Annotated in this window: 28 protein-coding genes, 1 pseudogene and 1 other annotated feature; of the genes and pseudogenes, 15 read left to right on the top strand and 14 right to left on the bottom strand. The window is 59.2% G+C overall.

The window, feature by feature from the left end; genetic code table 11:
- Positions 1–356 precede the first annotated feature (356 nt).
- The gene (locus C2R25_RS00660) at positions 357–872 is read left to right on the top strand and encodes a hypothetical protein (RefSeq protein ID WP_199183722.1); all 516 of its coding nucleotides are present in this window, start codon (positions 357–359) and stop codon (positions 870–872) included.
- 4 nt (positions 873–876) lie between these two features.
- Here the strand turns inward: C2R25_RS00660 and C2R25_RS20300 are convergent, their stop codons facing one another.
- A complete protein-coding gene (locus C2R25_RS20300; protein ID WP_158250592.1) occupies positions 877–1,251 on the bottom strand; it encodes a hypothetical protein in 375 nt (124 codons plus the stop codon).
- A gap of 33 nt (positions 1,252–1,284) precedes the next feature.
- Here C2R25_RS20300 and C2R25_RS00655 point away from each other — a divergent pair, with 33 nt between their 5' ends.
- Positions 1,285–1,977, top strand: coding sequence for a hypothetical protein (locus tag C2R25_RS00655; protein WP_158250591.1), 693 nt, complete (start codon positions 1,285–1,287; stop codon positions 1,975–1,977).
- Here C2R25_RS00655 and C2R25_RS00650 read toward each other — a convergent pair.
- Together C2R25_RS00650 and C2R25_RS00645 are read right to left on the bottom strand one after the other, a co-directional pair.
- A complete protein-coding gene (locus C2R25_RS00650; RefSeq protein WP_103727369.1) occupies positions 1,974–2,660 on the bottom strand; it encodes a hypothetical protein in 687 nt (228 codons plus the stop codon). The genes C2R25_RS00655 and C2R25_RS00650 overlap by 4 nt on opposite strands.
- Before the next feature lie 52 nt (positions 2,661–2,712).
- Positions 2,713–2,913 (bottom strand): hypothetical protein, encoded by a 201-nt coding sequence (locus tag C2R25_RS00645; RefSeq protein WP_103727368.1) that lies wholly within the window; start codon positions 2,911–2,913, stop codon positions 2,713–2,715.
- A gap of 333 nt (positions 2,914–3,246) precedes the next feature.
- Here C2R25_RS00645 and C2R25_RS00640 point away from each other — a divergent pair, with 333 nt between their 5' ends.
- The 3 genes from C2R25_RS00640 to C2R25_RS21230 all read left to right on the top strand — a co-directional run bounded on the left by C2R25_RS00640 (position 3,247) and on the right by C2R25_RS21230 (position 5,190).
- The gene (locus C2R25_RS00640; RefSeq protein WP_233203689.1) at positions 3,247–3,759 is read left to right on the top strand and encodes a response regulator transcription factor; all 513 of its coding nucleotides are present in this window, start codon (positions 3,247–3,249) and stop codon (positions 3,757–3,759) included.
- A 169-nt stretch (positions 3,760–3,928) separates the two neighbouring features.
- Entirely contained in the window at positions 3,929–4,306 is a 378-nt protein-coding gene (locus C2R25_RS00635) for a hypothetical protein (RefSeq protein ID WP_146049588.1), read from the top strand.
- A gap of 473 nt (positions 4,307–4,779) precedes the next feature.
- The gene (locus C2R25_RS21230; protein ID WP_103727366.1) at positions 4,780–5,190 is read left to right on the top strand and encodes a GFA family protein; all 411 of its coding nucleotides are present in this window, start codon (positions 4,780–4,782) and stop codon (positions 5,188–5,190) included.
- Positions 5,191–5,202: 12 nt separating this feature from the next.
- Here C2R25_RS21230 and C2R25_RS00625 read toward each other — a convergent pair whose 3' ends face one another.
- The 11 genes and pseudogenes from C2R25_RS00625 to C2R25_RS00575 all read right to left on the bottom strand — a co-directional run bounded on the left by C2R25_RS00625 (position 5,203) and on the right by C2R25_RS00575 (position 14,738).
- The gene (locus C2R25_RS00625; protein ID WP_103727365.1) at positions 5,203–5,781 is read right to left on the bottom strand and encodes a UPF0149 family protein; all 579 of its coding nucleotides are present in this window, start codon (positions 5,779–5,781) and stop codon (positions 5,203–5,205) included.
- Between the two features lie 30 nt (positions 5,782–5,811).
- The gene (locus tag C2R25_RS00620) at positions 5,812–6,249 is read right to left on the bottom strand and encodes a hypothetical protein (RefSeq protein WP_158250590.1); all 438 of its coding nucleotides are present in this window, start codon (positions 6,247–6,249) and stop codon (positions 5,812–5,814) included.
- 48 nt (positions 6,250–6,297) lie between these two features.
- Entirely contained in the window at positions 6,298–7,299 is a 1,002-nt protein-coding gene (locus C2R25_RS00615) for a tyrosine-type recombinase/integrase (RefSeq protein WP_103727363.1), read from the bottom strand.
- 2 nt (positions 7,300–7,301) lie between these two features.
- Complete coding sequence (locus C2R25_RS00610; RefSeq protein WP_233203688.1) at positions 7,302–7,694, bottom strand: type II toxin-antitoxin system VapC family toxin; 393 nt, start codon at positions 7,692–7,694, stop codon at positions 7,302–7,304.
- A complete protein-coding gene (locus tag C2R25_RS00605) occupies positions 7,678–7,926 on the bottom strand; it encodes an AbrB/MazE/SpoVT family DNA-binding domain-containing protein (RefSeq protein WP_103727362.1) in 249 nt (82 codons plus the stop codon). Before C2R25_RS00605 ends, C2R25_RS00610 begins: the two co-directional genes overlap by 17 nt.
- 388 nt (positions 7,927–8,314) lie before the next feature.
- Positions 8,315–8,428 (bottom strand) — a sequence feature (AL1L pseudoknot).
- Positions 8,357–8,499: pseudogene (locus C2R25_RS21225) on the bottom strand (IS3 family transposase); the annotation flags it as partial. Its footprint overlaps the feature before it by 72 nt.
- Before the next feature lie 234 nt (positions 8,500–8,733).
- A complete protein-coding gene (locus C2R25_RS20105) occupies positions 8,734–9,123 on the bottom strand; it encodes a hypothetical protein (protein WP_146049586.1) in 390 nt (129 codons plus the stop codon).
- A 16-nt stretch (positions 9,124–9,139) separates the two neighbouring features.
- Complete coding sequence (locus C2R25_RS00590) at positions 9,140–10,366, bottom strand: hypothetical protein (protein WP_103727360.1); 1,227 nt, start codon at positions 10,364–10,366, stop codon at positions 9,140–9,142.
- A 2-nt stretch (positions 10,367–10,368) separates the two neighbouring features.
- A complete protein-coding gene (locus C2R25_RS00585; protein ID WP_103727359.1) occupies positions 10,369–12,576 on the bottom strand; it encodes a GumC family protein in 2,208 nt (735 codons plus the stop codon).
- Positions 12,577–12,587: 11 nt separating this feature from the next.
- Positions 12,588–13,205, bottom strand: a complete 618-nt coding sequence (locus C2R25_RS00580; RefSeq protein ID WP_233203687.1) for a polysaccharide biosynthesis/export family protein — start codon at positions 13,203–13,205, stop codon at positions 12,588–12,590.
- Positions 13,206–13,373: 168 nt separating this feature from the next.
- A complete protein-coding gene (locus C2R25_RS00575; protein WP_158250589.1) occupies positions 13,374–14,738 on the bottom strand; it encodes an O-antigen ligase in 1,365 nt (454 codons plus the stop codon).
- A 412-nt stretch (positions 14,739–15,150) separates the two neighbouring features.
- On the opposite strand from C2R25_RS00575, the gene C2R25_RS00570 reads away from it, so the two are divergent.
- The 10 genes from C2R25_RS00570 (at position 15,151) to C2R25_RS00525 (ending at position 26,467) form a co-directional block, all read left to right on the top strand.
- Positions 15,151–16,233: a sugar transferase gene (locus C2R25_RS00570; protein WP_158250588.1), complete on the top strand. Its 1,083-nt coding sequence runs from the start codon at positions 15,151–15,153 to the stop codon at positions 16,231–16,233.
- Positions 16,234–16,321: 88 nt separating this feature from the next.
- Positions 16,322–17,365 (top strand): SDR family oxidoreductase, encoded by a 1,044-nt coding sequence (locus C2R25_RS00565; protein WP_103727356.1) that lies wholly within the window; start codon positions 16,322–16,324, stop codon positions 17,363–17,365.
- A complete protein-coding gene (locus C2R25_RS00560) occupies positions 17,362–18,645 on the top strand; it encodes a nucleotide sugar dehydrogenase (RefSeq protein WP_103727355.1) in 1,284 nt (427 codons plus the stop codon). The genes C2R25_RS00565 and C2R25_RS00560 overlap by 4 nt, the downstream gene beginning before the upstream one ends.
- Positions 18,646–18,775: 130 nt before the next feature.
- Positions 18,776–20,017, top strand: coding sequence for a lipid II flippase MurJ (locus C2R25_RS00555; protein ID WP_158250587.1), 1,242 nt, complete (start codon positions 18,776–18,778; stop codon positions 20,015–20,017).
- 26 nt (positions 20,018–20,043) lie between these two features.
- The gene (locus C2R25_RS00550) at positions 20,044–20,961 is read left to right on the top strand and encodes a glycosyltransferase (protein WP_233203686.1); all 918 of its coding nucleotides are present in this window, start codon (positions 20,044–20,046) and stop codon (positions 20,959–20,961) included.
- On the top strand, positions 20,961–22,877 hold the full coding sequence (asnB, locus tag C2R25_RS00545; RefSeq protein ID WP_158250586.1) for an asparagine synthase (glutamine-hydrolyzing): 1,917 nt from the start codon (positions 20,961–20,963) through the stop codon (positions 22,875–22,877). Before C2R25_RS00550 ends, asnB begins: the two co-directional genes overlap by 1 nt.
- 11 nt (positions 22,878–22,888) lie before the next feature.
- On the top strand, positions 22,889–23,638 hold the full coding sequence (locus tag C2R25_RS00540; protein WP_103727351.1) for a hypothetical protein: 750 nt from the start codon (positions 22,889–22,891) through the stop codon (positions 23,636–23,638).
- Positions 23,623–24,621: an EpsG family protein gene (locus C2R25_RS00535; protein ID WP_233203685.1), complete on the top strand. Its 999-nt coding sequence runs from the start codon at positions 23,623–23,625 to the stop codon at positions 24,619–24,621. The genes C2R25_RS00540 and C2R25_RS00535 overlap by 16 nt, the downstream gene beginning before the upstream one ends.
- On the top strand, positions 24,618–25,409 hold the full coding sequence (locus C2R25_RS00530) for a glycosyltransferase family 2 protein (RefSeq protein ID WP_103727349.1): 792 nt from the start codon (positions 24,618–24,620) through the stop codon (positions 25,407–25,409). Before C2R25_RS00535 ends, C2R25_RS00530 begins: the two co-directional genes overlap by 4 nt.
- Positions 25,349–26,467: a glycosyltransferase family 4 protein gene (locus C2R25_RS00525; protein WP_103727348.1), complete on the top strand. Its 1,119-nt coding sequence runs from the start codon at positions 25,349–25,351 to the stop codon at positions 26,465–26,467. Before C2R25_RS00530 ends, C2R25_RS00525 begins: the two co-directional genes overlap by 61 nt.
- Positions 26,468–26,469: the final 2 nt, after the last annotated feature.

Genomic DNA, 26,469 nt, shown 5'->3' with positions numbered 1-26,469 from the left:
TTCTGATAAAGCTCCACTCTCTTCATCCTTCCACCTCCGCACAAAAGCGAAGGTCTAACAGGACTGGCCCTTTTTTATCCCGGTGCTCCGGTCCGGTCCGTGGCCCCTTTTATTCCCGGTGTTCTCACTCGAGGTCGACGTCGAGCCACAGCGATAACTCTCGGCAAAGCGAAGATGCCTCTGAAGATGTTCGGCGAAGTGAAGAGGCTTACAACCGCTCTGGGGACTTCTCACGTAACGAGGGCTACTCAGAAAGGAGATCGTTCCGCGACAAAACAGTCGAAGAGATACGCTCGATCGACAGGCAGCTTGCGGAAATTGATGAGGCCTCGCGTTCCCTGGGCACCACGTGGACGATGCGCGAAGGCGGCGGGGTTCAGGTTAGTCAGGATCTCTCGCAGATTATTGCTAGTAGGTATCAGGAATATGCCAATAGCGCCGAGTTCAGAGCGCTTGGCGCTCCCTCTTTGCAGGCCGTGGATCTTAGTCCGACCCAGATGCGCGCTCGCGAAATGATCGTCGATCGTATTGCAAAGGATTACATCGACGACATTATGGAGCCCGTGCGGGACGAGCTCGTGCCGCCCACCGAACTGCGTGGCTCAGTGCAGGGCCCAAGTGATTTCAGCGAAGCTGATTTACGTGGGAGTCTCGGAGCCACAGCGGGTGAAGGTGGTTCAAGCGGTAGTGGCGGTTTTGCGCATTATGCCGACGAAGTTTCCCGAGAGATCCAGGAGGGCAGAGGGTCGATTTCGCGGCAGCACCAAGCCCATGAGGAGCATCGGGAGAGCGCGATCAGGGATGCTGCTGCACTTCCAGCGAAGGCCGGCGATAAGTTAGGAAAGAAATGGTTTGAGGGTCGCGATCGTTAGATCGCTACCCAAACAAGATACCTCCGATAACGAGCGCCGCTCCGACGAGAAAGATAATCCACTCGCCGATTGAGGTAACCTCTGCCTGGACAGGCGCGCCATTGTGGAACGGCAGATCCTCGGCAACGCCGTTCTGGAACGGCACGAAGTCGTTGAATGGGCTGGCGTGCTTCACGGCATAACTCCTTTCCTCAAAAATATCATGCCTCGCGGCCAAACGCCAGCGCGAGGCGTGATATTGGGGGAAAGGTTGGTTAATAAAGCTTGCTGATGAAACCAATCGGTCGCAACAAAACACGGTCACGCATAAGAGGCAATGATGCCCCAAGCCGCCCAGCTGAAGTTCTACCTGGACATGCGCCGCCGCATCCTCGCTCATGAGTTTGCACAAGGTGAGCGCCTTACCACTGCAATGTTCATGCGGCCGGGTGAACTGTCGCGGCCGGCAACCATCGGAGTGCTTAACGCTCTCGCCAGCGATGGCTATCTGAACCGCCATCAGAAGAGCTACACGCGCGCAATCTGGACCGCCGAGAACATCCTCGAATGCGCCGATCGGCTCGAGGTCTTCGTGCAGATTTCCACCACGCGCGTTGTCGCCGAAAAGGGCCCGCGCTTGATAGGACTTCAGCGGCTCGCAGGTGTCCTTGTCGACACCGATCCCAAGGAAGAAGCCTTCTATCTGCGCAGTATGGAGTGGATGAGCATCCTCTTCCGTGCAGGCGAGCGCCGGACCATTGCCGAAGTGGTATACAAGCTCATACCCCAAGCTTTCTATCGCCACCTGTTCAATCTGATGGTGGGCCGATCAGCCCTGCGAACGATGATCGCCAAGGTCGCTCGGTTCAATCGAGATTCCCTCAACGGCGACATTGCCCATGCGCACCAGAACCAAGCCGAGGTCTATTCCAATCTTCGAAGAGCAATCGATATCGCGTTAAGTCAAAACCCGGCGATGAAGTTCGACCTCGAGGCTCTTTCACACTGCAACAACGTGCGCGAACCAGACATCAGGGACCGCACGCTTGCCATGTCGCATCCGTACTATCCGCTCTATCTGTCCGCCGACCGCGCCCCGGGCGTAGCCAGGAACGTGGTGGCCTAGCACGACATCGGAATTAACGGATTGCCTGTAGCGGAAGGCATTCCTCTCAGGAACGTGGCGGTACGGGCTGCTGTGACGCCGTCATGATCGGCCAGGGCCTTAACCAGCGTGCGCATGGACGTGCTGACGGATGCGGCGGCATTTTCATCGAGCGAGGCGCACCAAGCATAGACCATGCTGGCCTTGGCGATCGCGGCGTAGTCGCGAAAGAGATCGGGTGCATCAACCGCAGCAACCAGCACAAGAAACAATCGCTGGGCGTTGAGGCAAACCTCGAACACGTCGTTTGCTTTTGCGTGCCGGTCGATCGCTCTCAGATGCATCTTGAGCCTTGGCAGCACTGGGCGAAGATCGAGATAGCGGCAGCGCAAGGACACCACAGCTTCGATCGCGGCCAGAATGTCAAAATAATGGGCTGCACTGTCAGGATCGAGGCGTACCCACCCAAATTGGCTGAGGGAGTGCTGGATGAACCCGCCTGTCCGCAAAGCTGCGAAGCTCGCCGTTCCCCATTCCGGCGTCTCGTTAAACAGTTTGGCGAGCAGCGCGGGCGTTATCGAATGCTCATACACCTGCGCTCTGGTGATACGCCATTTCAGGTCTTCGAGCTTCGCGTCATTCGAGGCGCGGAGTTCGCGCGCGGCCTCTTCGTAGAGCGCGGTAAGGTCATTCTGAATTTCCATAATGGTTGCTTAACACAACGTGTTAGGCGCGGAAATCAGCCTGACGCGAGGCTCAGTCGTCAGTTTCTTGCAGTTCACGAGCATGGGCCAGGACAGGCGCCAGCATATAGGCAAGAGGCTCAAAGGGATCCGAGGCAAGAACGCGGGCACACACGATCTCCAGCTCGTCGATCTCAAGATCATCGACGCACTCAGTAGCGTCGAATTGCGCATTTGCGGCAAGCAGGATTTGCAGGTCTTGGAATTGCACCATCGTTTCGCTCTCTCGATGCGAGCTGCGCGGAGGTCACCTTGTCAGCAGCGATGGGCCGTTTTTTGAGAGTCGATTGCAACACGTCAACGTCGCGCGACCGATATTGTGTTTCTTCCCCATATCCAAGAGTGTCGCTAGAACGCTGTTCTCAGTCAGAATAGGGCATCGTGGGGCGTCCCAAAAGCAAGGATCCTTGCTCGAAGTGTGTTTGAGGATTGTCCAAATTCCCATGTTCGGGTCTAGGAGCCGCCATTCTGAATGCAGGGTTGCCCTTGCCGCTCCGAAGGCTGGGGTCTTCGACCCGCATCGATGGTAGAGGGAGCATCCTGGATCTTGCTGAGTGAACAAAAGGCCGCAGAAATGCTGGGGCAATTGACCGCTAAGCAGATCGAGGTCCTCGAGTTGCTCAGCCGCCACCTCATCACCAAGGAGATCGCTCGGGAGCTCAATATCGCTCCCAACACGGTCGATCAGCGGATAGCGGCCGTCCGTGAGAAGTGGGGGACCGCCAACCGCAAGGATACTGTTCGCAAGTATGCAGAACTTCAGGCCATATGTGGGAAAACCACATACGGGCCGGATGCAGTCGACGGGCACCCGGGCAGCGTGGAAAGGGAAGCGGAAGCCCTGGAAGCCTCCCAACCTCCAAGTGATTCTGTGATCGAGACGGTCGGAGGGAGCCAGGAAATTCTCAATCAGGGTGAACGCCCGTTCGGACTACAGGCATTGGACGAAAAGCTTGGCAAGCTGGGCCGGGTAGGGCTCGTATTGATGTTCGCGCTGCTGATCGCAATCACGCTTGCCGCGGTTCTGGTAGGCGCCGAAGCTTTGGGGCGGTTGCTTTGATGCCCCGGCTTGCAAGGCTCTGCGGCCCGCAGTGCTTCAGAGCGGCTTGCACGTGGGCCTCCTCATGTCCTTGAACCAGTTGGTTATCCCTTACGCGACGTTCATGGCTGTATCGCTCGGAGCCGTAGCCTGGAGAGGGGGGGCGCCAGAACGTCTCGGTGCCGTCGTCATGGTGGTGATGGTCGCCTTTCAGATGACCATGGAGAAGTTCATCCCGAGCGAGTTTAACAATGTCGACATCTCCTCGTTAGGGACGGACATCATAGGCTTGGTTGGGTTTGGCGCCATCGCACTGCATGCGCGGCGCATGTGGCCACTTTGGGCAACTGCATTGCAAATCGTCTGCTTAGGCGCGCACTTCTCGCGGTGGGCCTCGATCACGATGTCTCCCGTCGCCTATGCCCTGATTAGGAGCGTGCCGACAGCTGTCATCTTGCTGCTTTTGCTGGCAGCGACGGTTCGCTGTGTTGTGGCAAGGCGGCGGGGGCAGGTCGATGTACCCTGGCAAGATTGGTCGATGCTCGCGTGGCATCGTGGTAGGAACTAGGCAGCGCGTTTGCTGGCGGAGGTCTTAATGCGCAGGGTAGGGCTCATAGTTTCCTTGGCGCTTTTAGCCGGGATTGTACCAAGGGCATCATACGCTGCTTCCGTCGATGATGATCCTTGCATCAATAGCATCGACAAGGCGAACGCTCGCCTGTCTGAAATCATCGCGGAACTTAAGGCGGAAAACGCCTATCAACTCGCAAATGGCGGCCGACTATCCCCTGCGATGGAGCGCCAGTTCATACGTTGGTACGTGGTGGAACAATCCAGGCCAGGTAGCCTTTTGCCAAGCCTCCAGGAAACCGCTCCGACCCCAGCTCAACTCAGGCTAAGGACTCAGGCTGTCGAGCGGTTTCACAAAGATTGGACAGCCCGTATGAAAGCCGAAGGCAAAGCTGCTTTTGACGACGCCAACCGCACTTGTGCTTCCCAGTGACTCCTGAGGTCGTAGGCGCCAGTGGTAGAGTTTAGGTGATGATCGAAACCCAATGTCTATGCGGCGAAGTGAGCCTGCAGATCAGCGGGGAGCCAATGGCGCAGGTTTACTGTCACTGCAGCGATTGTCAGATCGCGCAGGGTGCCGCCTATGTCGTCAATTCCGTTTATCCGGCCGAGGCTGTGAAGGTGGTTAGCGGAGAGCCGGTAAAGATGGCGGTCAAAGGGACGCCGAGATTGCGGTGTGCCTCGTGTGGAATAGCACTTTTCACGGAGGTAGCGGCAGCCGGCTTGCGAAGCCTCAATGCATATCTTCTACCCAAGGGCTCTGTCGCTCCTCAACTGCATATCCATTGCGCCGACGCGGTGATGCCTATTGTGGATTCACTGCCCCACTATGCCCGCCTTCCAGCATCCTTCGGGGGCGATGATGAGTGTGTCGAATGGTAGGGTCGATGTGCTTTAGGCGGCAAGCATTCCGAGCGCAGATCTGCGTGCATATAGCGCGGCAACGAACTGGCCGATGTACTCCCATGCCTGATCTTTAAGGCTGGCCAGGTCCGCTGCCTTCGCATGGCTCGAAAGTAAGGATCTGGCGGCGTCTCCTATGGGACCGGCTGCGTGCGCTCCCAGGACCCCAAAGAGACCGGCTTCGCGCGTGCCGGCAAGGTGATAAAGCCATATTTCGAGGTCGGGGCCCGTCGCTTCGACGAACCCTGTTGCCCAAGCGGCGACGTCGAATTCGCCCTCTGGCGAGACGCTCAGAACGGGAGCATACGACGTCTGCGATGAGGCCAGTTGTTCGCGGGCTTCGGCTAACCGGACTTTCAGAACGTCGCGGGCCTTGCTCCGTTCGTCAGGCTCGACGGTTCGATCCCTGCTCCAGGTGCTGGCATCTCCGAGGATATCGGCGATCCAGAGATCGTCGGATTTCTCCTGTAACGACACCACGGCGCCGGCAAGGTAGCCGTCTGCGAGAGAAACCTCAGGTCGATGCTGCGGGTCCTGGGACTGCCAGTCGCAATAGGAGCTCCATTCCATGCCTTGGTCTCGCGGCGGCAGCCCGGACGGTCAACCCCCGGCGGGGTCCCGCTCCAGCTTTCGGCGTAACCATCGAGTGGCTTGGTCGCGCAGATCATCCCACGGCGTCTTCGTTGCGAAGGCGATCAAGCCGACCCAAAGCACCAGAATCCCGTGCACCAACTGCTCATCCTCAGTGCCAACTGGGAAGGATCCTACTGCGCTCTTCAAACCGTCCAGCATGACCATTCCGACGACGATGATCGTGATTCCCATCAAAGCATCGCTGAACCGCCCATGCGGTTTGATCCAAGCATTCCAAATTGCCGAAGCAAGCAGCGAGCACGCCATCGCGAGCAGAGCCACAGCAGCCACTCCGGCAGCGACAGGCAGGTTATAGTGGTCGAAGAACTGGAGAATATACGGGGGTGAGATGACAAGCATTGTGTAGGCTATGAGAAAACCAACCAAGGGCAGGAGGCCATTCACCCTGTCGGACCTACCGAGTCTCTCCAACACGCGATTGACCTCCCCGATTTACAGAAAGCCGTCGCCGGCGTGATCGTCGAACAGTGCCGCATCGCGGACATAATCGGCAACCGTATCGAGCGACTTGTGCCGGCTATGATCCTTCATCTTGAAGAGGTTAGCGCGGCGCGCCGCCGCCTCGGTGAGGAACCCGGCTCGGAGCGAATGCGCGGAATAGAGGGCGGGATCGAGGTCGGCCGCGGCGGCGGCCGTCTTGACCAGGCGCGCCACGGTCTTGTCGGTGACTGCTTGGGTCGTGGGGACGTCCGAGCGGGTAAGCCGCAGAAACACGGGCCCGGTGCGCGGCTTGCCGGTGGCGGGGTCCGCAAGGTGGAGATCGGCCGCATGAAGCCAATGCCGCAGTAGGTTGACCGGGCGAATGAACCGTCCTTCGGGGATGGCGATGACCTGGCCCTGGCGCTCCTGGTCGCGCTTGGATTTGGGAATGGTGATCCTCAGCCCTGTATTCGTGAACTTCAGATCCTCGAGGCGCAGCGCCGCGAGCTCTGAGCGCCGAAACGCGCCTGCCATCCCCAACGCCAGGATCGCCCGGTCGCGCCTGGCGCGCACCCCCATGCCCTCGATCGTCCCCAACATCGCCTTCAACACATCGGCCTGGACCGGCGACTTCTGCTCTTTCTTCCGCGCATACTTTCGCCGCACGCCGGCGAGCATCGCCGCGATCACCCCGGCGCCGTCGCGTGCGCTCGGGGAGGCAAGACCGGCATCGCGATGATGGTGGGTGATCGCCGCGATTCGGCGGCCGATCGTCACCGGCGCGATGCCCGCTTCAGCCTCGACGTGCACGAACAACGCCACCACGTCAGGGTGCGCGGGCAGCGCCTCGACATTGCGCGCATCGCAGAAGTCGCAGAACCGCCGCCAGTCCGAGGCGTAGGCTTTTTGCGTCGACGCCGCCTTGGCCGCCGCAAGAGTGTCGCGCGCGCCCTCGATCTCGGCGCGCAGATCCGCAGGCAACTGCGGGGAGATCGGCAGCAGGTCGCGCGCCATCGTCAGCGGATCAGCTTGATCGCGGCGGCCACGTCGAGCTTGATCCAGTCGCGATCGGCCGTCCACACGGTCAAACCGGCGACCAGCCCGGTCGCGATGCACGCGCAATCGCCAAGGCCAATGCCATGCGGCCGCGCGAGGGGAATAAGGCGGCCGGCCGCATCGGCTTCTGCTGCTCCGAACGGCAGCACCTTGAGGTTGAAATCGCGCAAGGTGGCCTCGACCTCCTCGGCCGGAACGGTCTTCTCAAGCAGCTTGGAGCGAAACTCCGCGACACTGACGGCCGAGACCGCCGCGCGCGACAGCAAGGTGTCTTCGTCGACCTGGTGGCGTTCGCCTTGTGCGAAGGCGAGCAGCACGGACGTATCGAGGATCGCATCAATCACGCTGCGCATCCTCGATCCGCTGCGCTTTCAATTCGGCCACCAGATCGGTGCCCGGCTCGATGTATTTGGACAATCGGGCGCGAATGCGCTCCAAGGCCTTGGAAGGACGGCGCACCACAAACTGGCCGTCCTGCATTTCGAGGTCGACCGTATCACCGGGCAATAAACCCAACTCACGGCGTAGCTGCGCAGGTAACTGGATGCGCCCGTCAGCGGTTATCCGGGTGCGATGTATCGTCATGCGAAATCCTTTGCGACCGTCGGCGATGGAGCGAACGCGGCATCTTAGCAACTCGGCTCTGATCGTGCTATATGCACTCCGGATTCAGGCCCCCTTCTATGTCCGAGAATCCATCTTATCGGACATTATGTTGATCAATGCAGATGGTATGCCGAGTAGCCAGTTGCAGGGCAGGTCGCGTTGTTAAGGGAGGTTGCGGATGGCTAGCAGGTACTAGTAGATGAGCGGCCACCCCGTTCACTTATGCTACTCTGGGCCTTGATCGAGCGCGCAACGCATGATCAGCTTGCTCGTGTGTGCAGATACGTAAGATCGACCACCCACAAAGCGTTTGGCCGGGCGACACGAAACTCCCGATTGATCTTCAAGCGGGTGCGGTGCCTTGGGACGGCGCGATCGCCAGTTCGCGGCAGATCGGCTAGATACCCTATTCCGCGCGATGCGCGTCGATGAACGACATCATCTCTCGCGGCGGTCGAGCTCCGCCATCGCAAAATACGTCAAGGCCTTGCGCAGTATTTCGTTCATGCATAGCAGCTTCTTGATCTCGTGCTCGAGCAGCTTGATCCGCACCTACTCATCGGCGATCTGCTAGAACGTCATCGCTCCCATTCCAATGCGTGGTCGACGCGATGCTCATGCGGCCAAGTTCTTCAGATTGCCAACTTCAGCACCGCAAGCCGAGCGACCTTTCCGCGGATCGCCACGTTCTGTAACCGGTCCGAGCTAGCGAAGTTGATAAGCCGGATTGGTGGTACGATCAGAAGGTACAGCCGATTGTACGGGGTTCACTCCCGATCATGTTGATCAACGGAGGGGGACACCCGTACGTGCTTGGTCCTCGGCGACGACCAGAGAGTCGGTCGCGTTGCTCTGCGGATCGTAATATCGATCGATCCGGTTGCGGATGCGGTTCTGAACACGGTTCTGGATTCGATTTGAAACCCGTGCCATCGGCTTTACGCCGGTTTTCTGCGCAGTGGTGTCTCGCGTCATCCGCTGGCCGGCCTCGCCTACAGACGACTTTGCTGTACGACCGGTTGGGTTAGTTTCTAGCGGGGTTTGCGTCCATTGTTGGGCGCCAAGTTGGTCGTCATTTTGGCTGTCGGCGGTCGATGTCGCGCTTTGTGACGCCCGCGCGTGAGCAACCGCGGGCGACATTGCCAGCACCAAGCTTAGGCCGATCAGTTCTGACACGCGCACTCTCATCTCCTTACCGCGCCGGCATCAGTTCGATTTGATCGATCTGGCCCGCGCCCCCCCCGACCTTGTACGATGGTCGAACCACAAGCATCAGAGTCTGAACCGGGCAGTCAGCCGGAACTATCAGTTGGCCAGTGAAGAAGCCACCTGCCTGATCGGAATTGGGCACATCGACGTTCCCACGTTCTTCGCCGTCCCCACAAGCCAGCGCCCAATAAGGTCGGGCATCCTCGGGCAGATCGATACCGATGCTATGCCCTTTCAGATGATAGACACCCGGGGCAAGCAACTGCCGCTGGCTCAGCACCACGCCTCCTACACCGGAAGACACCACGAAATCGAACAAACCAGCGTCATTATTGCGCTGGATTGAGCTGGAGATCCCGGTGCCATTTACGGGGACCCAATCGAATGGCGTGGGGTGATCGAGCAACAGGGCAAAGCGCGGGTCTCGTGCGCGATCGCGCCGAGCGGATGGGCGTATCTCACGATACAATTGCCATGCTGCATCATGATTGCCCCGGGCAATTAACGTATCGATCACCTCCGCCTGCGCCCCTTGTGACGCTTCGACGCCGATGCGGTGGAGCGCTACATAGAGCTCGGCCGTGGCGGCCTGGTCCGGCGCGGTGCCTGCAATATGATCCAAGAAGGATGTGCTCCATGCCGGCCGCGCGGCCAATGTCCGAACCAGTGCGGCACGAACGGTCGGATCAGCAATCGACTTCTCAAGGACAGGAAATAGCAGATCAGGCGCTTGGCGCGACGTTCGCAGGGCGATGTCGTAATGTCGCAGAGCTTGGCTGATATCACCCTTTGCTACTGCTTCTTCTATCGCCCAGAGTTGGGTCTGCAAATGCCGGCGCGACAGACGCTCGGCATAAGCAAGCATGCGCTGAGCCCCTGCGGCGTCGCCCCGCGTCTGCTTGATGATGCCCAATGCCGACGCTGCGGCTACTGCTGTCGGATCCTGCCGCAATGCCTGGACAGCGAACCGTTCGATCGTGCGCACATTGTCAGCGGTCACGCCCGACTGAAGCAACGTTTCTGCCTTCAAAGCGGTAATGCGACCGTCGCTCGGCGCCATGACATGAGCGAGCGCAAGGTCTTTTTCACGCAGTGCATAGGCCGTGGTGCGCGCAATACCGAAGAACGCAATTGCCGCGAGCAGCAGCGCCAAGACAACCCGCACGCCCCATTCCGCCGCCGATCGCTGCAGAAGCGGTTGACGGGACATTGTTAGCCCCGGCTCGCGCTATCGTTACGGCCATAGCCGTAGCCATATTCATAGCCATAGCCGTGGTGCGCCCGCTTTGCTTCAAATTTGGTCAGGACACCGCCAATGATCCGGGCATTGGCGCTCATCAGGCGAGCTAGGGCGGTCTTGACCATACTCGATCGGATACTGTGCGACTCAACGGCGTAAACCACGCCTTCCACCCTGCTCGCGATCAGCGGCGCGTCCGCCAATCCCATGACTGGTGGAGAATCGATCACCACATGATCATAGGTCTGAAGCAGCCGCTCCACTAGCACTGAAAGGCGATTGCCCGTCAGGAGCTCCGCCGCGTTAGGCGGGATGGGCCCGGCCGACATGGCGGTGAAACCGAAGTCGGGCATTGGAAATGTCAGGATCTCGAGATTGTCTTCGCCCGACAAGAAGTTACTGAGGCCACGGTCGTGATCAACTCCCCCCAAGTGATGCACTGACGGCGAACGCATATCGCCGTCCACAAGGATGACCTTCTTCTGGCCACGGGCCAGCGTCGTTGCGAGCGCCAGCGCGGTGGTTGACTTGCCTTCCGCAGGGCGCGTCGAGGTGACCACGAACGATCTAGGAACCCCATGCTCGGTGGTGAACGCTAAGTTGGTCTGCACCGATAGATAGGCGTCGACTATAGCTGACTTGCGATCAAGCAGCGCCTCCTTAGGCGTGCCCTCACTCAGCTTGGGAACCGCTCCAAGCAGCGGCAAGCCGAGACGGCGCTCCACCTCCACTGGATCGGCGATCGCCTCGTCGATCTGCTCCAAACCAAGCGCAACGAGCCCGCCCAGGCCTACGCCCAGCACGAGTGCTACCATCACGTTGATCAGCATGCGCGGGCTAGACGGGCGCTGAGGTGTGTCGGCCGGATCGACGATGGAGACGTTGTTCACGCCCACGCCACCTGCCACGCCAATCTCTTTGAAGCGCTGGAGAACTCCATCATACAGTGAGCGATTGGTATCCACTTCCTGCTGATAGATATTGTACTGGATGCTCCTGCGGCGGAGGTCGAGATAGCTGGACTTGAGTTGATTCACGCGCGCTTGCAGCGCATCCTCGCGTTCTTGCGCTTCCCGGAATTCGGCGAGAAGGGAGCCCGATACCCGTCCCTCTTCCCGCCGGATTGACCGGTCGATCTGCTCGAGCTGCGACTGGACAGCCTTAGCGGCCGGATATTCCGGTTCGAACTGCGACATCAAACGCTGATATTCCGCAGCAAGCTCGGCCCGCTTCTGCCGCAAGCCATTGATAGCAGGGTTACGCAACGCCTCCGTCGAAGCCCCGGCCCGGCCCGCCTGCTCATGGCGCGCTCCCGCCTGAATGCGATCGGCCGTCGCTTGCGACAGCGCGGCATTAAGCGCAGCCAGATCATCCGCGACAATAGACCGTTCTGATGCCGATCGCCCGTCGCCTGATTGAGACGGCAAATTGATGATACGCTGCGCTGACGCATAAGCGACTAGCTGCCGCTGGGACTCATCTAACCGCTGTTTCAATTGCCCAAGCTGCTGCTGCAAAAGATTACGGCCATAGGAGGTGGCTTGTATCTTCCGCTCGAGATTAGCTTGGATGAAGTTATCCGCCCATGCGTTCGCGACGTTTCTCGAAAACTGCGGGTCCGAACTGGTGAAATGGATTTTGACCAGCCTCGACAGACGAACCGGCTCGATGCTGACATTCTTCAGCAGGATCTCCCCAGCCGTACGCAGCCGAATGGCGCGACCGGCTGCGGGATATCTACCCCCCACTAGCTGAAATGCGGGATTGCCGCTGCTGAATCCCATTCGCTCATAAAATTTAGGATCGTCAATCAGACGAAGCTGGGTTGCAACGCGTTCGGACAACGAACGCGCCTGCAGAAGCCCGTATTGCGTCTGGTAAAACTCCTGATCTGCAACACTTGCCTCGCGTTCCACGCCCTGGAAATCGGTAACCTTATTGGCTTCCCGCGTTATCTCGATTGTCGAGCTCGCGGTATATTTTGGCGCCATCAACAGGGTGACAATAAGGCCCAGCAGCACGCATGCCACCGTAACTCCAATAATGACATACCGCCAGCGCATCGCAATGCGCAGATATTGCCGCAATAAGGGGGTGCGGTCACCTCCTTCACGAGCGTCACTGTTAGCAGCCGATCCGGACAAAGGCAGTCCGCCCGGTAAGGTGTGAATAACGTTCATAATGGCACGCCTTACTGCAGGAACGCGACGAGCGGCGCTGCGAGCAGCGGCGACAGTGAGATGAAATCACGGAACAGACGCCGCTGTGGCGAGTCACCGACAACAACGACATCATTGGCGTAGATCGCCGGATCGTCATACATGCCGCGGCGGATCGCTGCGATGTTGTATAATCCTGCCATTTTGCGCCCGTTCACAGTGCGCAGAATAACCACGTCATCCTCCCGGGCAAATTCTGACAGACCCTTGGCCGAGGCCAATGCCCTCATGAGGGTCATCTGGTTGGTGACAGGATACAACCCAGGCTCAATTACTTGACCATCGATAGTAACAACTTGGCTGACCGAACTCTTGATGTTGACCGTCACCTCCGGATTGCGGACGTAGCGACCGCGCAGCGCGGCCTCGACGGCATCGGCAAGTTCTCCGGCAGTCTTGCCGCGGGCTTCAATCGTACCGGCCAGCGGCATGGAAATGCGGCCGCTAGCATCTACCTGCATCTCGCGGCTGAGGTCCGGAACGTTGAACACATCGACTTGGATCGTATCCAAGGGGCCAATCAATGACGGGCGGTCCGCCGCCGTCAGATCGTTGCGATCGGGTGCGGGCAACCCCGTGCTGTCGGGCACCACCGTTAGGTGCGCCGTCGACTGCAACGGCTCCCTACCGGCACATCCAGTTGCGAGGGCCACAATCGCCAAAACAAGGCAAATCTCACGCATGTACTTCAAATTCCGGGTGCAGTGGGAGGCGAGCCGCCGCTATAGGTGTAGATTGGACGGGGGTAAAGCTGACCACTAATGACCGACTGGTGCCGCGTCGCTAGTTTCCCCGCTTAGCCATATGGCGGCGATGACAATCATCACCATCATCATCGGCGTGCGAGCCGGATAATCAACGATACTGGCAAGGAAAATTAGCAACAGCATCACTGATCCGACGTGTGAAAGCCGATACCTATTTTTTGAAGGAGCACGCCAACAACGCACACTGGCCATCCCCCACCAGACCACTGCGCCGACCAGCAACAGCAGTCCTCCAATGCCAGCCTCAAGCACCACTTCCAGCCAGTCGTTGTGGGCGTGATTAAAATAGGTTAGCTTCAACAGCTCAAACGGCTCGCGCATGCGAAAAAGCGGATCAAACCCGCCAAATCCGGCGCCCATCGGGAAATAATCGCGCACCATCGCCAGCACGATCGGCAGCGCGCGGACGCGCATGTCCTGGCTTGGGTCGTTCTCGATCATCCGATCGATAGAGAGGGCGCGCCCTGCTATTATCGCCCCCAGCCCCAGAACTAAGATGACGGTGATCAAAGCCACGATCAAAGCCGGCAACACCCATCGTGGATAGCGCCGGAACACCTTCCTAATATCTTTGCGCGTCAGGAACACTCCTGTGGCCGTCGCGAGCACGCCCAACAACATACCTACTCGCGAACCACTGGCAAGGATGGTCAGCATGAACATGATAACCAGTCCCAGCGCCAGCGGCCCGCGCCATTGGGGCGAACGGCCGCCAAGGAAGGCCCAGACCGGCGTGAGTAGGCAGCCGAACGCCAGTAACAGGGCAAAGTGATTACGGTTCGCAAATGATCCGCTAATCTGGCCAGGCGTGTCGTTGATCAACGGATTGTCGAACCCGGCACCTGACAATTGCAGTAAGCCCAGCAGCATCGAAGCGGTGACCAGCCCCAGCACTACGCCGGGCACCCATAAACGCTCGCCAGGGCGGAGCGTCGCCAGCAGCACGAAAGCCGTACTTGGCACGATCAGTGATACGGCCGCGTTGAGTGCACCACCCGGCACGATTGCCAAAGGCCGCCACGGCTGCTCCGCTCCAGCAGCAGCAAGCGCAAACAATTCCCGACCGGCCAGGGCCTGCCAGATAACGGGCGGCAGCGGGATCAATTGCAGCAGCACCAGCATCAAGCTCATCAACAGGAATAACGGCACGACTCTGAATTGTAAGGGCAACGAGCGGTCGACCAGCAGAATGGACAGAATAAGGGCGATCGCGGACGCCACGCGAACGATCGCCTGTCCAGGCTCGTCGGCACGCGATGCGCCGCCTGCAAGCCACAGAATCGCGAGAAATAACACTAACAATATGAAGGAAAGACTGGGCCGGTGCAGCCCAACCGCTCTGTGAGACACCGACATTCCTCCCATCTACAGGCGCAACCCCGTTATCGCCTTCTTGGATGGGCGTCCACCTTCTCCAAAGCCCGGCAGCGATCTGCGATGCCGCGAATGGCATTCTGGATTGGCGATCATATTTACCATTGCCCCGTTCTTACCTATAGCTCCCGTCTCAACCGCTCGAGAGCATCACGCTAGGCCATTTGGTCAATTAAGGGAAGAATTGGATCAATTTATGGATGCAAATTATTGGTCCTCCAAAAACATCCCCTTAATTAGTCAAACTAATTTTCAAATATTTTTGGCAATTTTCATATTGCTTATGCAATCTATGTTTTTAGTTTGCATTTATCCTCCGGCCGCCAATCACGAAGAACTCATATATTCTACGACTGCAGGATGTCTTATTGCCACTTTATTTGGAATATTATTAATGAAGGGCATCACTAAATATCCTGGCGTAGAGCAAACCTCTTATATAGCCCCGGCTTTTTTTGCTTCTTATGGCCTGCTCCTGATCATCTATGTTCTAGGGCGGTTGGAATATAGCAGAATCTTAATAACCAGCAGCTTTCTGATTAACGTATTGCTGTTCTATTGTCTAAATTCGACATTCCTCCGGCGTAGAAAAATGCACATTGGCATCGTTCCGGAAGGAGAATACCTCGCGCTATCAAAAGTTAAGGGTGTTGAATGGACGATACTTCAATCGCATGATGCAAATGTCGCTCATCTCAATGCCATTAGCGTAGATCTGCGCTCTGACGTATCGAATGAATGGGAGCGCAGACTGGCGAATTTTGCGTTGGAAGGCCTCCCGGTCTATCACTCCAAACATCTTCTTGAATCGTTGACTGGCAAGGTCGCAATAGAGCACCTTTCCGAAAATAGTTTCGGAACGCTCAGCCCACTATATGCCTATATGCGGATCAAGCGGGTGGTCGATTTTATTGCCGCTGTGTTGGCGTTGATCGCCCTATTTCCTGCACTGCTGGTTATCGGCATTATGATCGCTGTAGACTCGCGTGGACCGATATTGTTTCGGCAAGTCCGCATCGGATACCAAGGGCGTCCGTTCCGCGTGTTCAAGTTTAGGACCATGGTCGCGGAACCAAAAAATGAGCCGGTCACAACGATCGAGGCAGCCAAGACGAAGGATTCCGACAAGCGGATCACCAGGATCGGAGGTTTCCTTCGCCAAAGCCGGCTTGATGAACTGCCGCAAATCTTGAACGTCATCAAAGGCGAGATGAGCTGGATCGGCCCCCGTCCTGAAGCGGAGGTCCTGTCCCGCTGGTACGAAAACGAAATCCCTTTCTATCGCTATCGCCATATCGTTTACCCAGGCATCACTGGTTGGGCTCAGGTGAACCAAGGGCATGTATCAGAAGTCAATGAAGTAACGTCAAAACTGCATTACGACTTCTACTACATCAAGAACTTCTCTCCCTGGATAGATGTTTTGATCGTCATGCGAACCATCCGTACGATGCTAACCGGTTTTGGGGCGCGCTAAGCGCGCCTCCTTGCACGAGATTGGGGCTAGCTGATGTGTCCGCAATCCTCTAGGGGCACCCGCGAACTGGCCTGTGGAGACGGCTGACATGAATACTGGCTTTGCCATTTATGATGACGGCGTTTCGTTTCACGATGGCGATCTATGGCTGATTACTGGCGTAGCGGGGTTCATCGGTTCCAATCTTCTGGAATATCTGCTCGCCCGCGGCCAGCGCGTGCGCGGCCTCGACAATTTCGCGACCGGGTACCGGGCCAACCTTGATGAAGTGGCGCGCACCGTCGGGCCAGAAGCTTGGTCGCGCTTCGACCTAATCGAAGGCGACATCCGCGACCCGGCGCAATGCCTGGCGGCCGTGGAAGGTGTATCGATCGTCCTGCATCAGGCCGCGCTTGGCTCAGTTCCTCGGTCCATTGCGGATCCCATCACATCACACGACGTCAATTGTACCGGGTTCGTGAACATGCTGGACGCTAGCCGACGCGCCGGCGTTCGGCGGTTTGTCTACGCTGCGTCCAGCTCCACCTATGGCGACGAACCTAATCTCCCGAAGATCGAGGAGCGCGTCGGACGACCATTGTCGCCCTATGCCGCGACCAAAGCTGCCAATGAAAGCTATGCCCACGCCTTCAATCAAGCATATGGCTTGGCATGCGTCGGCCTTCGCTATTTCAACGTGTTTGGGCCTAGACAGGATCCAAATGGCGCCTACGCGGCGGTAATCCCAAAGTGGGTCGATGCTATGATCGCCGGCCAACCGGTTGCGATCAACGGTGACGGCCAGACAAGCCGCGATTTCTGTTTCGTAGCCAACGCCATCCAAGCCAACGTGCGTGCCGCGCTCGCGCCTGCCGAGGTGACGCACGCCGTTTACAACGTGGCTGTCGGCGAACAGACGTCGCTAACGGAATTGTTCGACCTTTTGCGGGCCGGACTGGCAGAGCTCGATATCAACTACGCCCTGCCGCCTTGCTACCGCAGCGAACGGCCGGGCGACGTCCGCCATTCGTTGGCTGATATCGGAAAGGCAACTGCGGCGCTGGGCTATACTCCATCCCACACGATCCGGGACGGGCTTTATGCGGCACTTCCTTGGTACGTTTCACACCAAAAATCGGTTGCGCAACTATGAAAACCTCTGAACGGCCTGCAATCATAGGGCTGGGATATGTAGGGCTGCCGGTGGCAGTCGCCTTGGCCGCCCGCTACGATGATGTATTAGGATTCGACATTTCCGCCCGGCGGATCACGCAGTTGCGTGAAGGGCATGATGCCACGGGCGAGATTGATGACGATGTCCTTCAGGCCAGCCCCCTACATTATGCTTCCGATGCGACGGCACTCGCGGACCGTACATTCTTTATCGTCACGGTACCCACACCGATCGACAGCGACAAGCAGCCAGACCTCAGCCCCTTACGCTCCGCGTGCGAGATCATCGGTCCGGCGCTGCGTACGGGCGCAACCGTAGTCTTTGAGTCCACGGTCTATCCTGGTGTGACTGAGGATTTCTGCGGCCCGCTGCTGGAGCAACATTCCGGCCTCATACGGGGACGCGATTTTTTCCTCGGCTATTCACCTGAGCGCATTAATCCTGGTGATCGCGAACATCGCTTGGAAACGATCACCAAGATTATCGCCGCAGAGGACGAGGCCACGCTGGCACGTCTGCGTGAGGTGTACGGTGCCATTGTCGATGCTGGCCTACATGAAGCGCCGACCATCCGTGTTGCGGAGGCCGCTAAGGTGCTCGAAAACACCCAGCGCGACCTGAACATCGCGCTGATGAACGAATTGTCGCTAATCATGGACCGCATGGGCATCCGCACCCTCGATGTCCTTGAGGCAGCCGGGACGAAGTGGAACTTTCTGCCGTTCCGTCCCGGCCTGGTTGGTGGGCATTGTATCGGGGTAGATCCTTATTACCTCACGCACGCGAGCGAGGCGCTAGGCTACCGCCCCGAAGTGATCCTGGCTGGTCGCTCTATTAATGACAGTATGGGGCGCTTCGTCGCCGACAAGACTGCCACACTGCTGACGCAGGCCGGTATCACGCCGGAAGGCGCCAGGGTCGCGGTACTGGGCCTCACGTTCAAGGAGAACGTTCCCGACATCCGCAATTCGCGGGTACCCGACGTCGTTGACGGGCTTGCCGCGCACGGCATGCACATTCTAGTCCATGATCCGCTCGCCGATGCCGCAGAGACGGTACATGAATATGGCATCGAGCTGGTGGGAGACGACATGCTGACGGATCTCGATGCCCTGGTACTGGCGGTCAACCACCGGCAGTATGTTGACCAGATCACATCCTTTACATCGCAGTTGCGAGCAGACGGCGTGTTCGTAGATGTGAAGTCCGCGATCCACGCCGATCTCCTGCCCACGGGCACAAGCTATTGGTCACTTTGACCCCATGATCTGGCAGCTGTCGGAAACAGCCTAAGTGACACCGGTGAATACGCCTGTCCCCATGCCAGTTCGCGCTAGTCGGATTAAAGCCGTCTTGGCGCATGGCCGGCAGCTACGCACCGAAGGCGTGGTGGCGCTGCTCAACTTGGCAACGGTGGCGACTAGTTTCCTGCTTCAGATCATTGTCCTGCGATTCGCGGGCGATGTGCGCGATGCGGACGCCTATTTCGCCACCTCGGCCATTCCACAGGTCGCTTTATCTATTGCCGTGAATGCGGTGACCGGCGCCTTACTGCCACAGCTTGCTCGGATCGGAACGGACGAGCGCCCGGCCGCGGTCAGGGCGCTCGTCCTGCTGGTCATAGCAGCAGGACTACCAATCGCTACGGTGCTGTTCTTTCTGGCGCCTTGGTGGACCCTAGTGATCTTTCCCGGCTTCGTAGGAAATGCCAGTCAGGATGCCGTGACCCTGGCCGGGCTGGCCGCGCTTTCCACACCGTTCGCGATCACGACATCGGTTCTTTCCGGCTATCTGTACGCCGAACGCCGATTTGCCATCAACGAGGGGATTGCGCTCGGCTCGGCGAGCGGCCTTGCCATTGCCGCTGCCCTGCTGATCCCAGTTGCCGGCATTACGGCTCTAGGATGGCTTTTACTGGCACGGTTCGTCTTGCAGGGGCTGCTACAGGCGCTGTTCCTACCGCGTACGCCGGTGCGCCAGGGCTGGGCAGCGCTGGCACCGGTGTGGCGCCGCACAAGGGCGCTGCTGGCTGGTGCAATTTATTTCAAGAACGACATTTTGGTCGATCGCTACCTTCTGTCACTCGCCGCGGCGGGCGCGCTGTCCAAGGTTGTCTTCGCCCAGTCGATTTTCACTGCGGCAGCCGGTGTCTTGGGACAAGCGCTTGCCAATACCGCCTCACCAACCCTGTCACAAGCACACCATGTCCGCGACAAGGCGCAGTTCCAGGCGGCATTGCTCCGCAATCTTGTACTGCTCGGGCTTGCCTCAGTACTGCTGTTCTTAGCGGCAGTTGCGCTGGTTCCACCGATCGCTGCGCTACTGACGAAGCAGTCGGTCATGCACAACGGCGTGAACCTGCGCCTTGTTCTACTATTATTCGGCGGCGTCCCAATTGGTGCCTGCATAGGCGCGCTGCTGGCAAATGCCTTTTACGCCATGGGTGATACACGCACGCCGACCATGATGACCATCGGGACCTTTACCATATTCCTGGTCGCCAAGGTGATTGTGTTCAGCCAGGTCGGAATCTATGCCTTTTGCGCGCTAACTAGCGTTTATTACCTTGCCAATTGCGGGATCATGGCAGGGCTGCTGCGTCGCAAGATGCGCCAAGAGTTCGCCGCATGACGGATCAGGCACAAACCTCACCCTTGGTGAGCATCATCATCCCGACCTACGAGCAGGAAGAGCTGGCTTTCCAGGCAGCGATGAGCGCGCTGTCGCAAGATTATCCGCATCTCGAGGTGGTGGTCGTCGATGATGCTTCGCCAAGCGCTCGTTATGCCTCGATCCAGGCGATCGACGATCTGCGGCTGCGCTTCGTCCGCCGCGACAGCAATGTCGGTCGTACCGAGAACTACCGGCGCTCGCTACGTGATCTGGCGCAAGGCGACTGGGCCATGGTTCTTGATGGTGACGATTACCTGACAGATGCCAGCTTCATTTCCGCAGCGATTGCTGCCGCCGCTGCGGATCCTGGAGTCGTCATAGTCGCTGCTCGAACGGAAACCCGCACCAGCGACCGATCCTTTGTGACAGACCATCCGGGTGATAGAACGGTTACCGGGCTGGCATTGCTGAGCGCTTTGCCAGACACCCGCTACTTCTTCCAGCATCTGGCAGTGCTCTACCGCCGCCCTCAGGCTGTTGCGCTCGACTTCTATCGCTCTGCAACGATCAGTTCGGATTGGGAATCCCTATATCGGCTCGCTAGCCACGGCAACGTTCGGTTCCTAGACCGCGTCGTCGGCGTGTGGCGCATTCATAGTGGCAATGCGAGTGGCAGCCGCGAGCGGCAGGCCATGATCGACAATCTCGACATCTGGGAACCGGTCTATACCGAAGCTGTGGCACAGGGGCTGCCCGCTACCGTTGCGCAGCAGCGATGTACCGCCATGATCCGTTACATGATGCGGCAGCACATTCCTCGCGTCGCCCGATCTTGGGCAGACTTGCGAGATTATCTTGTCGCGCTTCGGCGACAGCATCCCTCGGCACTGATGGGTATGGCGCACTGTCCGACACTTGTGCGGCTGGCGCTCGCCATGACAGGCTACTATGGAAAACGCTGATGTGTGGCATTACAGGCATTTTCACGCCCTACGGGGGCAACCTGCCGCGGCGCGATGTCATCGGGGGGCAGATGGCCGCCCGGTTGCAACACCGCGGCCCCGATGCTGACGGGTTCTGGTCGGACGATTACGTCCTACTCGCGCACCGTCGACTCGCCATCGTCGAACTGTCACCGCTTGGGGCTCAACCCATGGCCTCGGACAGCGACCGCTACATCCTGTCGTTCAATGGCGAGATTTATAATTTCGTCGCTCTGAGGGACGCCCTAACGGCAGCGGGACACCGCTTCCGCAGTCATTCCGACACCGAAGTACTGCTGGCTCTGATCGATCGGGACGGGCTGGCAGGCGCGCTGTCTGCCTGCGTCGGCATGTTCGCCATCGCTTTGTGGGATCGTCAGGAACGTCGCCTCAGCCTGGCACGCGACCGCATGGGAGAAAAACCGCTCTATTATGGCTGGTGCGAGCAATCCCTGCTGTTCGGTTCCGAGCTGAAGGCGCTGACGGCGCATCCCGATTTCGATCGGCGGCCCTCGCCCGCCGCGCTCGAGGATGTGTTGGCCAAGGGGTTCGTTGGGCCGGCAGACAGCATCTATGCCGCAGTTTCACAGGTACCCCCGGCGACCATCGTGTCCTGGGACATGGCAGAGACCGGCGCCTCTGGCTGGAACGATGGGCGATTCCATTGCTATTGGGACCGCGAAAGCGTTGCGCGCGATGGCCTCGCCAATCCGTTCGCCGGTTCAATCGACGATGCTGCAGACGCCTTACATGCTACGCTGGCCGATGCGATCGCGCTGCAATCGCATGCGGATGTGCCTGTCGGCGTCTTCCTGTCGGGTGGGGTCGATTCATCGATTGTCACGGCATTGATGGCCGCTTTGGCACCCGATCGAGTGCGCAGCTATTCGATCGGTTTCCTCAGTAAGCAATATGACGAGGCGATCGCCGCGCGCGCGGTTGCCGATCATCTGGGAACGCAGCACCGCGACCGCTATGTCAGCGAACAGGAAGCGCTGGCCCTCGTGCCCGACCTTACCGGGATCTACGACGAGCCTTTCGCGGATTCCTCGCAAATCCCGATGGTAATCCTGTCGCATCTCGCGCGGGAGGACGTGACGGTCGCGCTTTCAGGCGACGGCGCGGACGAACTGCTGGGCGGCTACAATAAATACGCTCGCGGTGATCGGCTGTGGCACGCCCCAAGTCGGCCGTTTCTGGCGTCGGCGCTGCGCGGCGCTGATCTGATCGCGGGGCCGATAGCGACCATGGCGTCACGCATCGATGCGGCACGGCGCATCCCCTGGCACAGCCTGGCCTCCGCCTCCGACCTCTACCAGGCCGATGACCGCGATACGTTCATCCGCTCTCTCGGCACACTCAATCGCCGGGCCGCGCAGTTCATGGCGATTTCGCCCGCATCCGTCCCGGCCGGCCTCCCTTCTTCGACCGACTTTTCCTATCGTCGGGCAGCGATGCTCGACGACGTCCGTTCGTACCTGCCCGGCGACATCCTGACCAAGGTCGATCGGGCGACGATGAATGCTTCCTTGGAAAGCCGCGCTCCGTTCCTGGACCACCGGCTTGTGGAGCTATGCGCGCGTTTCCCCGACGCGCTGCTGTTCGATGGCGATGGTGGCAAGCGTGTCGCGCGCCACCTGCTCTATCGCCTAGTCCCGCGCCCGCTGGTGGACCGTCCCAAGGCCGGGTTCATGGTGCCGCTTGGCGAATGGCTGCGCGGCGACTTGCAGCCCTGGGCGCGCGATCTGCTGGCATCACCTGCCACGGCGTCGGTGCTGGACGTCTCGCGCTGCCGCAGCTTGCTCGATCAACATTGCCGTGGCCCGCATGACCTGTCAGCCAGGATCTGGCCGATCCTCTCGGTCGCGGCCTGGGCCGTCGCCACCTATTCGTGACGGGACGCTCCATGACCGAGCCTGCAGTCTGCTACACGTGCGTCACCAACGGTTATGATGCCGTCGCGCCAGTTTCCCCGGATTGGAAGACTCGCTTCATCCTGTTTCACGACAACAGCGTTGCGGTTCCGGAAGGATGGGAGGGGCGAGGTCTGTCGATCCCCGGCATCACCGGAGTCAGCCTCAATCGCTATGTGAAGATGCTTCCGCACCGGCTGGGCCTGCCCGCATCGCGATCGATGTACGTCGACGGCAACATGTTCTTCCGCCAGGATCCTGCGGATCGGATTGACTCGGTGCTGTCGCAGCACGCGATCGCCGCCATGTCCCATCCAGAACAGGATTGCGCCTATGCGGATATCGAACGCACGCTGCGGCTTGGCTTCGTCTGGCCGCTGGCGGCGCGCAAGGCTGTCGCGCTGCTGCGGAATAACGGCGTTCCCGCACATGCCGGCCTGTTCGAATGCGGGATCCTGTATCGTCGCCATGATGACCCTTCAGTAGTCACCTTGTGCGAGGCCTGGTGGCAGGCATGGCAGCTCGGCTATCGTCGGGATCAGGCGCTGATGATTGCCGCCGCGTTCCAGACCGGCATCATGCCCGTCTCGCTGGGGCGCAACGACGTTCGCGACCCAGATAATCCACTGATGGGAATGCGACAGCACAAGACCAATCGCGCAACGAACCGCGGCCGGTGGGAACGCCTTCGCCGGCGCCTCGCCTCGGAAGCGCTGCTATACCGCCAGTGGGTTCGGCCATGATGCCGGACGTGCTCCATGGTGATCCACCGCCGCGACAGGCTTCATTCGGGCACGGTGCGCTATGGCTGCTCGCTTATGTCATCCTCGCAGCCGCCATCTATGTCAGCGGCGTTAAGCCGATCGGCATTTCGGCAGACCTGCACAATTACGAGCTGCTCTACAACGCCTCGGCAATTAACGACTGGCCGACGATCCTCACAGGCGGCGACCTTGGCTATTTCGCCCTAGCTAAGCTGGCGGCAGCTGCAGGCTGGTCGTTCGATCTGTTCACATTCGTTCTCGCGGCCGGTACCTGCCTGTTGCTGTTTGTCGTTGCGACGCGCCTCGACACCAACCGCATTGTCCTTGTCGCGATCTACGGATCCTATCTGTTCTGGCTGCACGAATATACGCAGATCCGCATCGCAGCGGCGATCGCGATCGGCCTGTTCGCTATCTATGCCGCCCGCCCCGCAATTCGCTGGCCGCTGTTCGTCGTTGCGGTCCTGCTGCACAATTCTTTCATCCTTGCCGTAGTCCCTTATGCGCTGCTGAAGGCACGGCGGATCGATGTCGTTGCCGCGCTCGCGGTGGGTGTGCTGGCCCTCTTCCTCAGCCCGCTGGGCGCAGGGCTGGTGCAGCGGGTCGTGTCCTATCAGGATCTCGCCTCGTCCACTGGCCAGTTCACCGACATCAACCTGTTCAGCCTGATGCCGCTGGTCCAACTGTGCGGGATCGGCTGCGCCATCCTGCACTTCAAGGAACTGTCAGACCTGGGCAAGGAGGAGACGGTTCTTGCGGCGATCGGTGCGGTGTCCTTTTATCTGCTGTCGCCGATCCCGGTGCTGGCTTTCCGCACCTTTGAACTCTTCATGCCCTTTTTCGTGATCCTGCTGTCGCGCCTTTGGGGCGTGTCGGTGGTCATCCGGGGCATAATCTTGGTATGGATGATGCTTGGTTTGCGAAGCGCCTTCTTCACCGCTGACTCTACGGTGATCATGTGACCGAACGATCCCTCAACCTAACGATCTGCGTGGTGCTGTACCGCTCCGCAGAAGTCTCCCGGCGTTTCGCGCGCGAAATATCAGCGTCGCTGCAGGAACACAGCGATTGGGAGATCATTCTCTACGACAACTCCCCCACCGACGAGTTGGCGGATCTGGCCGCGTTTGGAACCTATCGCCACGATCCCCGCAACCTCGGCTTTTCGTTCGCGAACAATCAGGCAATCCTATCGGCCCAGTATGCAAACATCGCGCTCATCAATCCCGACGTCTTCGGCTTCAGCGCGGATTTCTGGGATCGCCTTGCCCAGCAAGCGCTCGGCCGGGGGGACGTCCGCTTCATCAAGCTGTTGAACGAGGACGGCAGCCACCAGGATTGCGTGGGCGAGGTATCGAGTCTGTCGCGTGCCTGGCGAGCCCCCGTCGATTACGCTTCGCTCACTACCGAACAGCCGGTCGGCATGGGGATCATGGCCTTCATGCTGACGACGCGGGAGATCTTCGCACGCGTCGGCCTGCTGGATTGTGACTATTCGCTATATGCCGAAGACATGGACTGGTGTTTTCGCGCGAACCGGAGCGGCATAGCCGTTCTATACGATCCCACCTTCGTCCTCACTCATCTGGGCGGGGCATCGGCAAGCGATCGCTGGGCGACCTATCAAAGCCTGCGCCGCAAATATGCCGCGGAGAAGGTGTTCATCGACAAGCATTACCGCGGCTTGAAATGGCTGGGGATGCGCGCGCTCAACAAGGTAAAGCCTGCGATCAGAGCGCGCCGCACATGAACCGGAATAGCGCGAGGCGTTTCTTCATCACGCCTTCACTCAAGATCACCGGCGGAAACCTCGAGATCATCCGGCTGGCACGCGAGCTTTCCGATCAGGGGGTGAAAACTGGCTTGATCGCGATGTGGCGCGCGCCTCACGAAGCCGACACGGGCGCCCTCCCGATCATCCGCTTGTCAGACGCGATCATATCGCCTCGTACCGTCGTGACGCAGCTTCCCTCCGTCGCACGCAGGTTTCGCCGCCTTATGGCGACGGGCGTCGCGGCAGTGGTATTCAGCCATTATGTGACCTTCGCTTTGTCATGGCTGGTGCCCCGGTCGGCGCGCTGGTTCTTCGTGCAGGACACCGAATGGCTGTTCGTCCACGGCGCGACGAAACAGGCCGTTCTCAAACGTTTCATCCTCTCAGCGCTGCGCAGCGGAAAGGTCATATCGGCCAATCGTTATCTGAGCCGCCAGATGCAGAACAACGACGTGCCCGTCGCCTGCGAGGCGCTGATCTGGGCCGACCCGCTGTTCACCTCAAATCGCGAAGCGGTCCGTGACATCGACGTCGCGGTCATGCTGAGACGCGGCGCACACAAGAGAGCCGATCTTACGCTGTCACTGATTGATGAACTGGTCTCGCAATCGCCGGGCGTGAAGATTGCAGCCATTTCCCCCGACGGCACGTATCGTGCGGCGATTTCCCCTGCCGTCCAGTACTTGGAGCGTGCGTCAATCGACGATATGCGATCATTGTACGAACGCACGAAGATCTTCGTGTTGCTCTCCGATCACGAAGGCTTTGGCCTGCCCCCTCTCGAAGCGATGGGAGCGGGCTGCGTTCCAGTTTGCCGGGATGCTGGCGGCATAAACAGCTACATGACAGGCGAACTGTCGGCGAATGTCGTCACGCCCGAGATGCCCATCAGGGATATCTCTGGAACTGTCCTGCAATTGCTGCACGACAAGGCGCGTCATCGCGATTTGTCGAAGGCGGCACGCGCCACATTTCTCCAAGGCCAGAAAGCCGCGACCGAACGCTTGGCGGCGTTGTTGGCGGCTGGATTTTGACC

It is taken from the genome of Novosphingobium sp. HII-3, from assembly GCF_002916655.1.
GTDB classification, from domain to species: Bacteria; Pseudomonadota; Alphaproteobacteria; order Sphingomonadales; family Sphingomonadaceae; genus Novosphingobium; species Novosphingobium panipatense.
The sequence above is the reverse complement of the archived record's forward strand: the minus strand, read 5'-3'. Positions and strand labels throughout refer to the sequence as shown.

Excerpts from the sequence above, each read along its gene's own strand:
- C2R25_RS00565 (WP_103727356.1), top strand. The coding sequence starts at position 16,322 with ATGAATACTGGCTTTGCCATTTATGATGACGGCGTTTCGTTTCACGAT.
- C2R25_RS00610 (WP_233203688.1), bottom strand. The coding sequence starts at position 7,694 with ATGCGCAGCGTGATTGATGCGATCCTCGATACGTCCGTGCTGCTCGCC.
- C2R25_RS00615 (WP_103727363.1), bottom strand. The coding sequence starts at position 7,299 with ATGGCGCGCGACCTGCTGCCGATCTCCCCGCAGTTGCCTGCGGATCTG.
- C2R25_RS00650 (WP_103727369.1), bottom strand. The coding sequence starts at position 2,660 with ATGGAAATTCAGAATGACCTTACCGCGCTCTACGAAGAGGCCGCGCGC.
- C2R25_RS20300 (WP_158250592.1), bottom strand. The coding sequence starts at position 1,251 with ATGAGCGAGGATGCGGCGGCGCATGTCCAGGTAGAACTTCAGCTGGGC.
- C2R25_RS00625 (WP_103727365.1), bottom strand. The coding sequence starts at position 5,781 with ATGGAATGGAGCTCCTATTGCGACTGGCAGTCCCAGGACCCGCAGCAT.
- C2R25_RS00570 (WP_158250588.1), top strand. The coding sequence starts at position 15,151 with ATGAAGGGCATCACTAAATATCCTGGCGTAGAGCAAACCTCTTATATA.
- C2R25_RS00655 (WP_158250591.1), top strand. The coding sequence starts at position 1,285 with ATGTTCATGCGGCCGGGTGAACTGTCGCGGCCGGCAACCATCGGAGTG.
- asnB (WP_158250586.1), top strand. The coding sequence starts at position 20,961 with ATGTGTGGCATTACAGGCATTTTCACGCCCTACGGGGGCAACCTGCCG.
- C2R25_RS00605 (WP_103727362.1), bottom strand. The coding sequence starts at position 7,926 with ATGACGATACATCGCACCCGGATAACCGCTGACGGGCGCATCCAGTTA.
- C2R25_RS00525 (WP_103727348.1), top strand. The coding sequence starts at position 25,349 with ATGGCTGGGGATGCGCGCGCTCAACAAGGTAAAGCCTGCGATCAGAGC.
- C2R25_RS00590 (WP_103727360.1), bottom strand. The coding sequence starts at position 10,366 with ATGTCCCGTCAACCGCTTCTGCAGCGATCGGCGGCGGAATGGGGCGTG.
- C2R25_RS21230 (WP_103727366.1), top strand. The coding sequence starts at position 4,780 with ATGATCGAAACCCAATGTCTATGCGGCGAAGTGAGCCTGCAGATCAGC.
- C2R25_RS00660 (WP_199183722.1), top strand. The coding sequence starts at position 357 with ATGCGCGAAGGCGGCGGGGTTCAGGTTAGTCAGGATCTCTCGCAGATT.
- C2R25_RS00560 (WP_103727355.1), top strand. The coding sequence starts at position 17,362 with ATGAAAACCTCTGAACGGCCTGCAATCATAGGGCTGGGATATGTAGGG.
- C2R25_RS00575 (WP_158250589.1), bottom strand. The coding sequence starts at position 14,738 with ATGTCGGTGTCTCACAGAGCGGTTGGGCTGCACCGGCCCAGTCTTTCC.
- C2R25_RS00585 (WP_103727359.1), bottom strand. The coding sequence starts at position 12,576 with ATGAACGTTATTCACACCTTACCGGGCGGACTGCCTTTGTCCGGATCG.
- C2R25_RS00635 (WP_146049588.1), top strand. The coding sequence starts at position 3,929 with ATGGTGGTGATGGTCGCCTTTCAGATGACCATGGAGAAGTTCATCCCG.
- C2R25_RS00645 (WP_103727368.1), bottom strand. The coding sequence starts at position 2,913 with ATGGTGCAATTCCAAGACCTGCAAATCCTGCTTGCCGCAAATGCGCAA.
- C2R25_RS00540 (WP_103727351.1), top strand. The coding sequence starts at position 22,889 with ATGACCGAGCCTGCAGTCTGCTACACGTGCGTCACCAACGGTTATGAT.